Annotated in this window: 11 protein-coding genes; 5 read left to right on the forward strand and 6 right to left on the reverse strand. The window is 36.5% G+C overall.

Annotation, left to right across the window (positions count from 1 at the left end; genetic code table 11):
• Window positions 1-46: 46 nt before the first annotated feature.
• The 6 genes from AZF04_RS20820 to AZF04_RS18430 all read right to left on the reverse strand — a co-directional run bounded on the left by AZF04_RS20820 (window position 47) and on the right by AZF04_RS18430 (window position 7166).
• Window positions 47-1596, reverse strand: a protein-coding gene (locus tag AZF04_RS20820; RefSeq protein ID WP_153017305.1) for an IS3 family transposase whose coding sequence is annotated in 2 segments (ribosomal slippage) — window positions 47-960 and window positions 960-1596 — 1551 coding nt in all. Because the reading frame shifts where the segments join, the coding sequence is not laid out codon by codon here.
• Between the two features lie 392 nt (window positions 1597-1988).
• Window positions 1989-3068 (reverse strand): copper resistance D family protein, encoded by a 1080-nt coding sequence (locus AZF04_RS18410; protein ID WP_061950034.1) that lies wholly within the window; start codon window positions 3066-3068, stop codon window positions 1989-1991.
• Between the two features lie 3 nt (window positions 3069-3071).
• On the reverse strand, window positions 3072-3671 hold the full coding sequence (locus AZF04_RS18415; RefSeq protein ID WP_061950035.1) for a copper resistance CopC family protein: 600 nt from the start codon (window positions 3669-3671) through the stop codon (window positions 3072-3074).
• A gap of 417 nt (window positions 3672-4088) precedes the next feature.
• Window positions 4089-5501: a HAMP domain-containing sensor histidine kinase gene (locus AZF04_RS18420; RefSeq protein WP_061950036.1), complete on the reverse strand. Its 1413-nt coding sequence runs from the start codon at window positions 5499-5501 to the stop codon at window positions 4089-4091.
• Complete coding sequence (locus AZF04_RS18425) at window positions 5501-6190, reverse strand: response regulator transcription factor (protein ID WP_061950037.1); 690 nt, start codon at window positions 6188-6190, stop codon at window positions 5501-5503. Before AZF04_RS18425 ends, AZF04_RS18420 begins: the two co-directional genes overlap by 1 nt.
• Entirely contained in the window at window positions 6180-7166 is a 987-nt protein-coding gene (locus AZF04_RS18430) for a YncE family protein (protein ID WP_061950038.1), read from the reverse strand. The genes AZF04_RS18425 and AZF04_RS18430 overlap by 11 nt, the downstream gene beginning before the upstream one ends.
• A 298-nt stretch (window positions 7167-7464) precedes the next feature.
• Here AZF04_RS18430 and AZF04_RS18435 point away from each other — a divergent pair, with 298 nt between their 5' ends.
• The 5 genes from AZF04_RS18435 to AZF04_RS18455 all read left to right on the forward strand — a co-directional run bounded on the left by AZF04_RS18435 (window position 7465) and on the right by AZF04_RS18455 (window position 14497).
• Entirely contained in the window at window positions 7465-8553 is a 1089-nt protein-coding gene (locus tag AZF04_RS18435) for an amino acid ABC transporter substrate-binding protein (RefSeq protein ID WP_061950039.1), read from the forward strand.
• An 85-nt stretch (window positions 8554-8638) separates the two neighbouring features.
• A complete protein-coding gene (locus AZF04_RS18440; protein WP_061950040.1) occupies window positions 8639-9814 on the forward strand; it encodes an amino acid ABC transporter permease in 1176 nt (391 codons plus the stop codon).
• A 4-nt stretch (window positions 9815-9818) separates the two neighbouring features.
• On the forward strand, window positions 9819-11009 hold the full coding sequence (locus AZF04_RS18445; RefSeq protein WP_061950041.1) for an amino acid ABC transporter permease: 1191 nt from the start codon (window positions 9819-9821) through the stop codon (window positions 11007-11009).
• 11 nt (window positions 11010-11020) lie between these two features.
• Window positions 11021-11803 (forward strand): amino acid ABC transporter ATP-binding protein, encoded by a 783-nt coding sequence (locus AZF04_RS18450; RefSeq protein ID WP_045482656.1) that lies wholly within the window; start codon window positions 11021-11023, stop codon window positions 11801-11803.
• A gap of 153 nt (window positions 11804-11956) precedes the next feature.
• On the forward strand, window positions 11957-14497 hold the full coding sequence (locus tag AZF04_RS18455) for an exo-rhamnogalacturonan lyase family protein (protein ID WP_061950042.1): 2541 nt from the start codon (window positions 11957-11959) through the stop codon (window positions 14495-14497).
• Window positions 14498-14506: the final 9 nt, after the last annotated feature.

Below are 14506 nucleotides of genomic sequence, written 5' to 3' on the forward strand. Positions count from 1 at the left end.
GTGAAGTGCCCCCTGTCAAGTAGACAGTGGAAATAATAAAAAATGTTTAAGCGGCTTTAGCTCTATATTCCATAGGGCTAAGGCCGTTTAATCGTTTTTGGTATCTATCATGATTATAAAAATGGATATATTCATCTATCGCAAGAGAAAGTTCCTCAAATGTCTTATATTTATGCAAATAGTATTTCTCACATTTCAGTGTTCCAAAAAAAGATTCCATTGGCCCATTATCAATACATCGACCAACTCGTGACATGCTTTGCGTCATCTTCGCTGCGTCTATCTTATGTTTAAATCCTTTTGAGGTGTACTGGAACCCCCGATCACTATGAATAAGCGGATGTTCCCCATCTAATAGTACGGTTGCTTGGTCAAGTGTCTTGAATACCAGTTGATTATTATTGGTATGTCCTAAAACATAGCTTACAATGGATCCATCATAGAGGTCACGAATCGCACTTAAATAAGCCTTTGATTGGCCATACTTCAATTCTGTGACATCGGTCACCCATTTCTCATTTGGTTTTCCCGCGGTAAATTCCCGATTTAATCGATTTTCTGCTACATATTGAGGGGTAGAACGTCTATATGGCTTCCTCTTAACTCTAATGACAGAACGTAAACCAGCCACTACCATTAGCCGGTAAATTCTTTTATGATTAAGTTTTTCCTCGAATTTCCTATTGATATGAAGCGTCATTTGGCGATAGCCGAAGATACCATCCATTTTATCATGGAGAATTTTCATCTCTTTGATGATTTCTTCATTCTGTCTTTCTCGGGTGGAAGGGGTACGGTTAAGCCACTTATAGTAGGCTGATCGTGCGATTTTTGCGCTCTCGCAGAGTAAGCGAATGCTTAAATTCTCCTTCTGATGAAGCTCCCGAATCACGATATACTTATCTTCAAATCGGATTTGGCTTATTTTCGCCTCCTTTCGATCTCCTCTAACTTTTTTAGAAATAAATTCTCCGCACGTAACCTTTCATTTTCTGTTTCTAACTTTTTCATTTGTAGGGCTATTCTCTCTTCTGAAGTTAGATGAGCTGCTTCTTTTTTTACACCACGTCTATCTTTCAGCGCCTCCTCTCCTCCCTCTTCATACTTCTTAACCCAATGATAAACTTGTTGGTATGAAACATTATAAATACGAGCTGCTTCTTGATAATCTTTTCCGTTCCCCAAGCAATCAATGACGATTTGTATTCGTTCTTTCCAAGTCGTTTTTCTTCCCTTAGTCATAGCTCTTGTCCTTCCTTGTGACGTATCTTTTAATTCACTATGACTATTATACTTCTTGATCCATTTTCTGAGGACAGATGCATCTGATATTTCATACCTTCTCGTAATCTCACGTATAGAATAATGGCCAGACAAATAATCTTTTATGGCCAATAGTTTTAGTTCCTTTGAATACTTTTTCCATGTTGAAGACTTCTTTAGCCCTTCTAGCCCCCATTTATCAAATTTGTGTTTCCAAACCAAAATGGAGGAATGGGTTACCTTATATAGGGATGCCACTTCACGGGACGAACGGTCTCCTAATGCTTTCAATATTTCATATTTTTCTTCTGCGGAATAGGATCGTTTGGACATAAAAAATACTCCCCCGTAGGTAGTCAGATTTATTTTTTTAATCTGTCTACCTATTGGGGAGCATATCACTTTCTTCTGCGGAATAGGATCGTTTGGACATAAAAAATACTCCCCCGTAGGTAGTCAGATTTATTTTTTTAATCTGTCTACCTATTGGGGAGCATATCATGGAAAAAAAGGAGGGTTTTTGAACGGGTAGATTCCCTATGGACGTAAGCAGGACTCCAGTGGATGAAGTGATTATGACGAATTTCACTTTTAAAAAAAAGGTTCATTTGGCAGCACGCACCGGTCTGAAGTGTTATGGGGGAGCGAGCAGCCAGGCACCTAAAATGTGTTGAATCATTCATTCGTGAGTAGTGTCCAGCCTGGAGTTTTCTTATTAGAGATAATCAAATACTCGCTAAAGAAGTCATGAATGCAATGTAGATTAAGATCATTACTGTGAGTGAACCGAATAAGATTAACACAAGATGATTTCTTTTAATTAATAGCCATCCTAAGCTAAAGATTAAAATTAAAGATAGAAGGAGCATAATGAGACTAGTTATGCTAAAGTGTATCGTTATGCTATTGGCAAATAAAATATCTCCTTGTTGAAAGAAGAGATAGAGCGGAGAAAGCTCCGCTGATAAATCACTTTCAGCAGGTGGCACTTGTTCTGTCATATAAGCAGAAATTGCAAAAATAGCAAGGGCTATGACAGATTCAAATTTAAAGGAAGTTAGATATTGTTGATTAGATAGCTTAGATAAATTCCACGAAAGTAAAAAGGCGTGTCTGATTCCAAATAGAACGAGTGGAATGAATAATAGGTGCTTTATCAATAATGATTGACCATAAGAACCAGTCCAACTGTTGACATAACTAGGAACGAGCTGATTCATTAAAAGAAGTCCAGAAATGATTATTAGTATAAATCCACTAAAAGCAAGAGGAGAAAACCATTTGTGGAATTTTTCTAGTGTATGAATCGGCTGTGTTAGCCAAGCTACTACGAATAATGGACCTATCCAAATCGCAAATCCCACAAAGTGAAGCATATGAGTTAAAATACCTGAAAGTCCTTGAGAGGACCCACTGTGACTAGACCAGCTAATAAAAAACGCTATTAGCACAAGTAGGATGATTTGAAGAATTATAGTAGCTCTTCCTTTCATTTTTTGGAAAAAGGAAACAGAAATCGAAATAACTGATAAAACACTAATAAAAATCCAAGCATGACCTACTTGAAAGGTAGTTAATATCATCCTGAACGCCTCTAAAAATGATAGACCAAAGGTCGCTGACATACTATTGGAGAGGTCGAGAATAGGAAGAAAGGAAGCAAGGGGAATGATACTCATGCTTCCGTAATATAACGTTTTTTTAAAATGAACCTTTAAATTTGTTAGAGTTTGAAGCTGAACTACAGCTAGCCCCATCGCAATTGAATATCCTAAGTATAAAAGTAAATTACTAGCTATAACCATACTTTATTTCTTCTTTTTAGTAAGAATGAAAGTAATAGCAGCCATAACGATGAGCGCTAAAATGATTATGAAAACGAGTCCTCCTGAAATTCCTGAACTATTTTCATCAGATGATGCAATATCAGTGTCTGTCTCTTCTTCTGTTGATGGCTCATTTTCAAGTTCATCAGAATCTATATCTTCTTCTTCGTTTGCAATGTTTTCTTCATTTGACTCATCAGAAGTATCTAATTCTTCCTCTTCTTGTGGTGCATTAACAGTAAAAGAAAATTCACCATCTAAGACATGTGTATCTTCACTAACAATCGACCACGAAACCATATAACTACCAGAAGTAATAGGTTCAGAAAGTATAGCAACCATCGATGATCCTTCTACTTCGATTTGATCTAATTCGACTACTTCATTGTTTTCATCTAATAAATCTAATGTGCTAATTGATTCAATCCCACCATCAAACTGTAGAATAATTTCTTCTAATGGTGATGTTAGCTCTTCACCATCTGCTGGATTAGATGACTCTAAATGACTATGTCCAAAAATTTGTGACGGAGCCCATACTAAAAAGCTCAATAATAAGATAACAAAAAACAATTTCTTCAATGAATATCCTCCTTCAACACTATGTAATTCTTATCTTTTAACACTTTATCAAGTATTTGTGAAAAGAAAGTGAAGTTTATTAAAGTTTACAAAACGTTCAAAATCACGCTAGTAATAGAAAAATAATAAGGTGAATGTCCTTAAAATACAGACACTTACTATTAAAAAAATGTATTAAGACAAAAAAGATATAGAACGACCGAAGCGCTGAATTTTTCATTCGTTTGGAAGATAGGTTGGCCCCGAATCCTATTGGGAAACAGCTTATATTACAATTCTCTTATTGGCGGCTGTCAAGAAAGGAGGCAAAGGCTGTGCAGATTAGAAACGAAGGTACCTTACCAATATCTGATTTCTAAGCATGGTTCTTAATGGTGTCACAGCCTCTTCCACTTTTATCTTCAATCTCTGCCATCACTATTCAATCTCATGACTTGAATCTAAAGGTAATGAAATGGTGACGATTGTTCCTTTTTGTAATTGCGAATCGATAACAAGCTCACCAGAATGTCGTTTTACAATTTGAGAAACGATAGCGAGCCCTAAACCAGTGCCACCTGCTTTTCGTGTTCTTCCTTTTTGAACTCTATAAAATCGTTCTGTTATCGAGGATAAGTCTTCAGGTGGGATACCGACTCCTTCATCCTCAATCAGAAGCTGGGCATGACCATTACTTTGGAAAAGCTTGATTCTCACTTTTTTATTTGATTCAGAGTACTGGATCGCATTATCCAAAAGGTTACGAACCACTTGTTCTAAACGGTCGAAATCACCAAAAATAATCATGTCGTCATCTAATTGCTGTAGTAGGGTGATTTGCTTCTTTTTTAATACTAATTCGAAGGAGGATGTAACATCGATAATTAACTGAGAAAAGGCAATCGGCTCTTTGTGAATAGGATAGGATTCTCCCTCAAGCTGGGCTAAGTCTAGAAGATCATGAACGATTCTCTCCAGTCTCTTGGATTCTTTTTCTATAATCTCAAGCCCCTTTTCTTTTTCAAAGAGCCCTTCTTGTAAGGCTTCAATATAGCCCTTCATATAACTTAACGGTGTTCTTAGTTCATGTGAAACATTAGCCAAAAATTCATTTCTTTTCTTCTCTACTAACTCTAAGGAATGGGATAGTTGATTAAAGGAACGGGCTAAATCGTTAAATTCCTTCACACTTTCTTTTTCAGAGATTCGTTGACTAAAATCACCTTTAGCCATTTTTGAGCTTAGTGCCTTCATTTTAAACAAAGGTTTTGTGATACTATGCCCTGCTCGATAAATGGTCAAAGTAATGATAAGAAGGATGGATAAAATAGAGACCAATAAATAAAATTGGATTTCCTGAAAAGGTTCATAAATATCAGATAATGTCATGGATAAAAAAAGCGCTCCTGACAAATGATTATCTTCTATAATTGGAAAGGCCATCCCTAAAATATCTTGATGAAAATGAGGATGAGAACGTATTAGTGTAACGATCTCACCATCTAAAAGCTTTTGTCGTTCTTCAAAGGTAATAAGTTCCTCCGTATTTAAGGGGTCAAAAGGACTTCCACTGCTTAGAAGCATCGGATCATTCGTGAAAATAGTTGTCACCCCTAGCGGTTCATTCAATTGCCTTTGAAATTCAATTTGAGCTAAAAAGGATGAGCTTTCTCCTTCCTCGTCGTATAATTGTGTTAGTTGTTCTCCCTGGTTTTGTAGAAATTCTATTTGCTTATCTATATATAAATTTTCATAAAGAAAATAAATAAGAAAAGAAAAAATGAGAGTAACCGCAACGATAATGATGCTAGTAGATAGCCATAGCTTTTTTTGTATTGACCAATTTTTCATTAAGATCCCTCAAATTTATAACCGACTCCCCAGACGGTTTTAATACAATCTCCGTAACCCTTCAATTTTAGCCTTAACGTTTTTATATGGGTATCAACTGTCCGTAATGTTCCGATATCTGAATCCATTCCCCATAATTGCTCATGAAGTTGTTCTCGAGAAAATACCTGACCACGATTTTTCATCAAAAAATGAAGTAAGTCAAACTCTTTTCGGGTAACGTTAATCGTAGTCGAATCAATAAAAACTTTTCGACCTTGTTCATCAATTCCTAGACCTTTATGGTGTATCGATTGGTTCCAACTTGAAAATTGATTAGAACGACGAAGTTGAGCTTCAATTCTCGCCATTAACTCTCGTGGACTAAAGGGCTTAACCACATAGTCATCTGCGCCTAGCTTTAGCCCTTTAACTCGGTCCTCTTCATTGGCTCTAGCGGTTAGCATAATAATGGGGACCGAAGAAAAACTTCTAATTTGTTGACAGATCGTAAAGCCATCTAAATCTTCAAGCATCAAATCAAGTAAAATTAATGAAATGTCTCTTTGATTCTTTTTATAGAGCTCAATACCTGTTTCTCCTTTTAAAGCAGTCATCACATGATAGCCTTCTTTGAATAAATAAGTAGCAACTAGGTTTTGTAGAGCTTCTTCATCATCTATTAATAAAATACTTTTTTTATCCGTCATTTCTATCCTCCAAAATCATTCCAAGTGGCCCTTCTTGTACGGTAATCGTTTCAACGGTAAAGGTATTTTTATCAATGATTGAAACGGTATTACTATCTAAGTTTGTTACATAAATAGAGCGATTATTACTTGTTAAATAATTGGGGTTTTGCCCAACGCTTACCGTGTTAATCAATGTGTTCGTAGTCGTATCTATTTTAGTCAAAATATGGTCTCCGTGGCAAAGAATATAAATAAAATCTTCTTGTTCATCTCCGTACATAGCAATCGGCATTAAACCTACTTCAATTTTTTCTATTAATTCTCCGGTAGCTATGTCATAACCATAGATATGACGATTTAGATCACCATAAGGGCCATGACCACCAACCCAAACTAAATTATTTTTTATAAAAAGCCCAGAGGGTCTATCGATTACATCGAACTCATGTTTAATACTCATATTCTCTAAGTCAATGATGACTAATGAATGACTGTTTAAATTTAAAACATATAATAATTGGTTATCTTGATCGAGAGAAAGTTCTGTAGGGGATTGTCCAACTTCTATCGTTTCCTCTACTGAATAATTTAAAGCATTAATAATATGAATGACATTATTTTGAATATCAGTTACATAGAGCTGGTTTTTGATTTCATTATAAACTAAATCTGTTAATCCTTTATTAATAGTAAGGACAGGCTCAATCGTTCCAGCCAATAAGTCATAATGTAGAATAGCATTGTGTTGCTGACTAGTTGCTAATAGCTCGTGAGGAGCTAAAGAAATCAAATTAGTTAAAGGATATGGCTGCTTAAATGAACCTATTTTTTCGTGAGTGTTTAAATTAATATAAGAAAACGCAGGTTCTTTTACGTGAGAAACCAATAAATAAGGCTCGTCCAGAAGGGGAGCTTCGAACTCTTGCTGTGAGCAAGAACTAAGGAACAAAATGAAGATGAAAGATAAAATTAACATGATATTTCTCGTGTTCATTGTGAACTCCTTTAAACTTGTATTCATTTTCACTGCATTTCTATCATATCATGTAAATGTGAAAAAAAATGAAACTTTGAAAGGGTTTCTATAACTCAGTTATGTAGGTATCGTAAGATTATTTGCCGTAAATCGAATAAGGCTGGGAGCCCTCAAAAAAGGAGCTGATAGACGTTTAAAATTCAATGAATTCATAATATTAAGTCAAATAATCTTACAATATCCATGTTTTTTCCATTTGTTTTCGTTATAACTAGTAGTGAAGGTTAACCAAAAAAGAAAGAGGGGGAATTAACACGTGCGAAAAAGTATTTTGTTAGGATTCATTACTCTATTAACATTAATCATGATAGCTTGCTCTGGAGAAGACACCTCTACGGAACCAACAGATGATGAAGAGCCGACAGATGATGCGCCAACGGAATCAACCTCAGGTGGAGGAAAGCTAGATGAAGTTTTAGCAAGAGATTATATTGTGATTGGTTCAAATAATACATTACCTGGTTTCGGATATGTAGGTTCATCAGGTGAAGAAGAGGGATTTGATGTAGAGTTTGGACAAGTGATTGCCGCCGCTATTTTCGGTGATAAGGATGCCGTTGAATTTCGTCCTCTATCAGCTCAAGAGCGTTTTACAGCTCTACAGACAGGTGAGGTAGACGTGCTGATTCGAAATACGACTTGGACATTGACGAGAGATGTTGATGTAGGTTTAGCTTTTGGCCCTACGACATTCTATGATGGTCAAGGGATGATGGTTCCAGCTGATTCAGGTATAAGCTCATTAGAAGATTTACAAGGTGCGAGAATTGGTGTGGAGCAGGGAACAACAACAGAGCTGAATTTAACCGATCAAATGAGAGCTCGTAGTATTGATTTTGAACCTTTACTGTTTCCTGATAGAGATAGCTTAATAGCTGCCTATGAATCAGGTACAGTTGATGCATGGACGACGGACCAATCTGGATTAGTATCTGCGTTTGAAGTATTAGCTGACCCAGATAATCATATTATTTTACCAGAAGTTTTATCTAAAGAGCCTTTAGGGCCTTCCGTATTAGATGGAGACACAAGATTTTTTGAGGTGATGTATTGGTCTGTAATGGCTACCATTCAAGCGGAAGAATTCGGAATGACTTCTGATAATATCGATGAATTTTTGGATAGTGAGAATCCGGATATTCAAAGGTTCTTAGGAGTCGAGGAAGGGTTAGGTCAACAATTAGGCTTACCAGATGACTTTGCTTATCAAATAGTGAAACAGGTAGGAAATTATGGTGAAATATTTGACCGTAATATCGGAGCCGATAGTCCGTTTAATTTAGAGCGTGGTTTGAATGCACTTTATACAGATGGAGGAATTTTGTATTCTCCACCATTTAGATAATGTAATTGGATAGAGTCTGCTCTTTTAATAGCAGGCTCTTTTCTTATAAATAATAGGTCATCAATGAATTAAGGGAGGTAAATTCGTGGCTAATGGAAAAATAGAAGCCAGTGTACCTTTATGGAGAAACCGAAAATTTATTAGGGTTTTTTGGCAAATCGTCTTTCTTATCGTCTTATTTTTAGTTTCTGCATATTTTATTAATAATGCCATTCAAGGCTTAAATCGAGCAGGTCTTAGCTTTGGATTTAGTTTTCTATCATCAACCGCTTCTTTTGCTATTTCAGATATAATTATCGAATATACACCTGCAGACAGTTATTTTCGTGCATTATTAGCAGGTTTTATGAATACAATGCGAGTGGCTTTTATCGGAATTATTTTAACGACCATTATTGGAGTATTAGTTGGTGTGGCAAGATTATCCTCAAACTGGCTAGTAAGAGTATTATCTGGTGCCTATGTTGAAATTTTTAGAAATACACCCGTGCTCGTTCAAATCTTTTTTTGGTATTTTGCGTTCTTCTTAACACTTCCAAGAATACAAGAAGTAGAATCCGTTTTTGGTGTCTTTTACTTTTCGAATCGTGGCTTTGCATTTCCGTGGTTAGAATGGAATGGAAGCATGGTCTGGCTCATCTTATTAATTGGTGGAGTTGTACTTGGTCTTGTCGGGCGTACTATTTTGTTACGAAAACAAATTGCTTCGGGCAAACGGACTTATCCCCTTTTATCAGGAATGGCGATTTTTGTACTAGCATGTGTGATTGCAGGGGTTGTAACAGGAGAAGGTCCTTGGTCCGTATCGGTTCCGTCGTTAGAGGGAGTAGGCTTTAGTGGAGGTAATCGAATTAACCCAGAATTTGCCGCGATTTTATGCGGGTTAGTTTTTTATACAGCCACATATATTGCGGAAATCGTAAGAGGTGGTATTTTGGCTGTTCCTAAAGGACAGATCGAAGCTGCAAGTGCTCTAGGATTAAATAGTGGAAAGGTATTAAGGTTTGTCACTTTTCCGCAGGCAATCCGTATGATTATTCCTCCTGTGACTAGCCAATATTTAGGTTTAACGAAGAACTCTAGTTTGGCGATTGCCGTTGGTTATTTTGAAATATTAGCAGTCGGTAATACGATTATGAACCAAGCAGGAAAGGTGTTAGAAATCATTATTATATGGATGCTCGTTTACTTAACCCTAAGTTTAATCACATCGTTAATCATGAATATATTTAACCATTACACAAGAATTGTAGAGAGGTGAGGACATGGAACCTAAACTAACGAAAGGTCCAGGCGTTAGTCTGAAAAATAAGCCTAATTTCATTCAATGGCTAAAGCTAAATTTATTTAATAGCTGGTTTAATACTTTATTAACGGTCCTCTCACTTGTTGTAATCGTTTCTGTATTAACAGGTGTAATCACTTGGGGGGTTGGTGCCAATTGGTCCGTTATATCAGCTAATTTTAAACTTTTAATTATTGGACAATACCCAGTAGCTCATTTATGGAGAGCTTGGGTTAGTCTATTAGTTTTAATGTTCTTGTTAGGACTTTCCTATGGACTGTACAGGAATAATATTTTAAAGGTTGTCTTTTATTTTATTGCTGCTTTAGTCGCTCTACATGTAGTCTTACCTTTTATTACAATCGGATCGAAGGGATGGCTTGTTGGAGCAATTGCAACATTATTTATGGGAATGCTTATTGGGAGACGCTTTCCTTCATTAAAGAAGTTTTCTATAGTAGGTTGGTTATTATTATACCCGGTCGTGATTTTTTTCTTAAATGGCTTTGGAATTTTACCTACAGTTAAAACGAATGCTTGGGGAGGCTTTACCTTAAACATTATTATTGCCTCTAGTGCGATTGTCTTTTCGTTTCCATTAGGGGTACTGTTAGCGCTCGGCAGAGCTAGTAAATTACCTGTGATTCGATCCGTTTGTATATTTTATATTGAATTAATAAGAGGAGTTCCTTTAATTTCACTATTAATAGTTGCTATGCTCGTCATTCCACTGTTTTTACCTGCTGGAATTACCATTGATAGTATTTTAAGAGTAACGATAGCCGTCACATTATTTAATGCGGCTTATATCGCAGAGAATGTCAGGGGTGGATTGCAATCTATTCCTAAAAGTCAATATGAAGCTGCAGATGCTCTAGGGTTAAATGTTTGGAAGAGAACGGCGTTTATTATATTACCTCAAGCACTTCGAGTGACGGTTCCGTCTATGGTCGGACAATCCATTTCTATTTTTAAAGATACAACACTAGTCGCTATTGTAGGTGTGGTTGATTTATTAGGAATTGGTCGTGCCGTGATGGCAAACCCTGAATTTTTAGGTACTCAGAAAGAAATTTATGTATTTGTTGCTTTTGTGTTTTGGTTATTCTGCTATCTTATGTCCATTACAAGCAAACAAATTGAGAAATCTTTAAAAACAAGTCACTCTTAAGGAGGATTTTCATGAAATTAGCAGTTGAAGATTTTGACCCTACGATTCCTTTAGAAGAAAGAGAAGATATTATTAAATGTGCTGGGGTCAATAAATGGTATAGCAATGATTTACATGTTTTAAAAAATGTTGATATTTCAATAAAAAGAGGCGAGATTGTCTGTGTACTCGGACCTTCTGGCTCTGGGAAATCGACGTTTATTCGTACGATAAATGGTTTAGAAGAAATTCAAGAAGGCTCTATTGAAGTAGATGGAATGGAATTAACGGATGATATTAAGAAACGAGAAGCGATTCGAATGGAAACAGGAATGGTTTTTCAATCCTTTAATCTCTTCCCTCATTTAACGATTATGAAAAACATTACGTTATCACCGATTTGGGTAAGAAAATGGCCGAAGAAAAAAGCGGAGGAAATCGCATTAGGCTTATTAGAACGTGTTGGAATACCAGAGCAATTACACAAATTCCCAGGGCAGCTTTCAGGTGGTCAGCAACAAAGGGTAGCGATTGCCCGGGCGCTAGCCATGCAGCCTAAAATTATGCTGTTTGACGAGCCTACATCTGCTCTTGATCCAGAAATGGTAAAAGAGGTGCTAGACGTAATGAAAGAACTATGTCATACAGGAATGACGATGATTGTTGTGACTCATGAAATGGGCTTTGCCAGAGAAGTTGCCGATCGAATTGTTCTTTTTGATGAAGGTGAAATCGTCGAAACGGGAACTCCCTCTGAATTATTTGACAATCCTAAACACGAAAGAACGAAATTATTTTTATCTAAAATCATTTAAGGGTCGTAATAAGAAAAATATCAAAAAGGCTTTAAATCCTTATTCTTTAGAGGGTTTAAAGCTTTTTTTTAGTAGAGAGCAAAAAAGTGTTATTGCTCGTAAGCGTTATCATTTGTATGGTTAGATACGAAACATACAAAGGAGTGACTAAAGATGAAATTAAATTGGTTAGAATCACCAGCTCATACCCCAGTAGGTGTTTCATTTGGAGTTCCATGGAAAAGAGGAGAGCTTGAAAAAAATACTACGTTCCAATTAAAGGGGAGCAATGATATTGAAGTAGAATCATGGCCAATGGCCTTTTGGCCTGATGGTAGTGTAAAGTGGACAGGCCATTCTGCGGTCATAACTGATCCAAAAGAAGAGTCGTTTAAGTTAACACCACTGAGCCATGAAACTGAAAAATCTTCCATTATTAAAATAGAAGAAGAGAACTCTTTTATAAAAATTCAAAGTCATTCATTAGAATGTGTGATTGAGAAGCAAGGTGAGACGGTCATACATTCAATAAAAAAAGACGGCATTCCACTAACACAATCAGGTAAGCTGCTCGCGTTATTTGAATATCGAAATGAGGAAAAAAAGCAGGTTCAATATGAGACATTTACTAGTATAGTAGAAACGGTCGAGGTTGAACAAGTGAATTCAGTTCGAGCGGTAGTGAAGGTAACGGGAATGCATAAGTGTGAAAATACCAATAGTGAGAAGCTACCTTTTGTATTAAGACTGTATTTTCATCAATCATTAGATACTATAAAGATGGTACATACCTTTATTTATGATGGTAATCCAAACGTAGATTTTATTAAAGGTCTTGGGATTACCTTTAAAACAAGTTTAAAGGGAAAGCCTTGGAATCGTCATATTCGTTTTGGTGGAGACCAGGCAGTCTATACTGAGCCTGCTCAATTACTTTTAACACGTAGATACCCAGATGGAAAAGGGTATTATCCAGAGCAATTAGAAGGTAAGAAGATTGTATTTGATGAAGTAGAAGACCAGGATTTAATAGAGCATGTAAGTGATCATGCGGTATGGAATGACTTTAAGTTAATTCAAGATAGTGCCGACCATTTTAAGATGAGTAAAAGAACAGATCGTAATCATGCCTGGGTTGACATGACTCACGGTTCACGCTCTTTAGGGCTTGCCTATTTAGGTGGAGAACAGGGTGGGGTAGCTTTCGGGTTAAAGAATTTTTGGCAAAAGCATCCTTCCACTCTCGAAATCGCTGGTTTGAATGAAGAAGAATCAGACTTTACCTTATGGTTTTGGTCTTCTGAAACAGAGGCTATGGATTTAAGGCATTATGATGATGACACTCATGTTCTAAGTTCTTATGAGGGCTTTGATGAATGGAGGGCGACTCCAACTGGAATAGCGAATACAAATGAGTGCTATTTGCAGCTGTTTTCTAATAGTCCGAGCAATCAAGAGCTAACGAATTTAGCCATACAGTGGCAGCAAACGACTCTTTTAACATGTGAGCCGGAATATTATTATGAAACAAAGGTTTTTGGAAAGTGGAGTCTTCCTGATAGAAACAACCCATTAAAAGCTCAATTAGAGCAACATTTAGATGATTCTTTTACCTTTTATCAATCAGAAATAGAACAAAGAAAATGGTATGGTTTTTGGGATTATGGAGATGTGATGCATACGTATGATCCTCATAGACATCAATGGAGATATGACGTAGGTGGCTTTGCTTGGCAAAATACAGAATTAGTTCCAAATATGTGGTTATGGTATTCATTTTTACGTACTGGACGAGCAGATGTATTTAAATTAGCAGAAGAAATGACAAGACATACGAGTGAAGTCGACCAATATCATTTAGGCGAATATAAAGGTCTTGGCTCAAGGCATAATGTCAAGCACTGGGGCTGTGGTTGTAAAGAAGCTCGAATAAGTATGGCAGGCCTGCATAAATTTTATTATTTCTTAACGACGGACGAACGGACTTTAGACGTTATATCGGATGTTAAGGATGCTGATTTTGCTCTTCTAAATTTAGATCCTATGCGTGAATTTTATGATAAAGACGAAAGTTTTCCTACACATGCAAGAATAGGTCCAGATTGGTCTGCGTTTGTATCAAATTGGTTATCAGAGTGGGAACGGACAGAAAATAAAACCTACCAGCAAAAAATTATAAAAGGAATAGAAGCTCTGAAAAAAATGCCACGAAAGCTCTTATCTGGTCCAACGTTAGGGTATGACCCAGAGAGTGGTGAGCTTTTAGCCTTTAATGATGGGTCAGCTTCTTATCACATGGTTATTTCCTTTGGTGCTCCGCAAGTATGGATGGAACTAGCTGACGTTTTAGAGGATGATGAATGGAAAAATATGATTGCGGAATTTGGTGAATTTTATACGTTCTCTGATGAAGAAAAAAGAGAGAGAACGAACGGTGAATTGTCAAATCAAGTATTCCATTGGCCCATGTTTTCCTCAGGAATGGTCGCTTATGCAGCTTTTGTAAAATCTGATCCAAAGCTTGCCGAAATCGCCTGGAAGTATTTATTAGATGAGTCGATTACAGGAATGAGTTTTCCGCTAGATAAGAAACAGCAAAAGGTACAAGCGTGGAAAGAGATTGAGGAAATACCTTGGATTTCAACTAACGTTATTTCACAATGGTGTCTCAATACAATTGTGGCATTAGAATTAATTGGAGATGAGCTATCTTAAAACGGTATG

This window comes from Alkalihalobacillus trypoxylicola (genome assembly GCF_001590785.1).
Taxonomy (GTDB): Bacteria; Bacillota; Bacilli; order Bacillales; family Bacillaceae_D; genus Alkalihalobacillus; species Alkalihalobacillus trypoxylicola.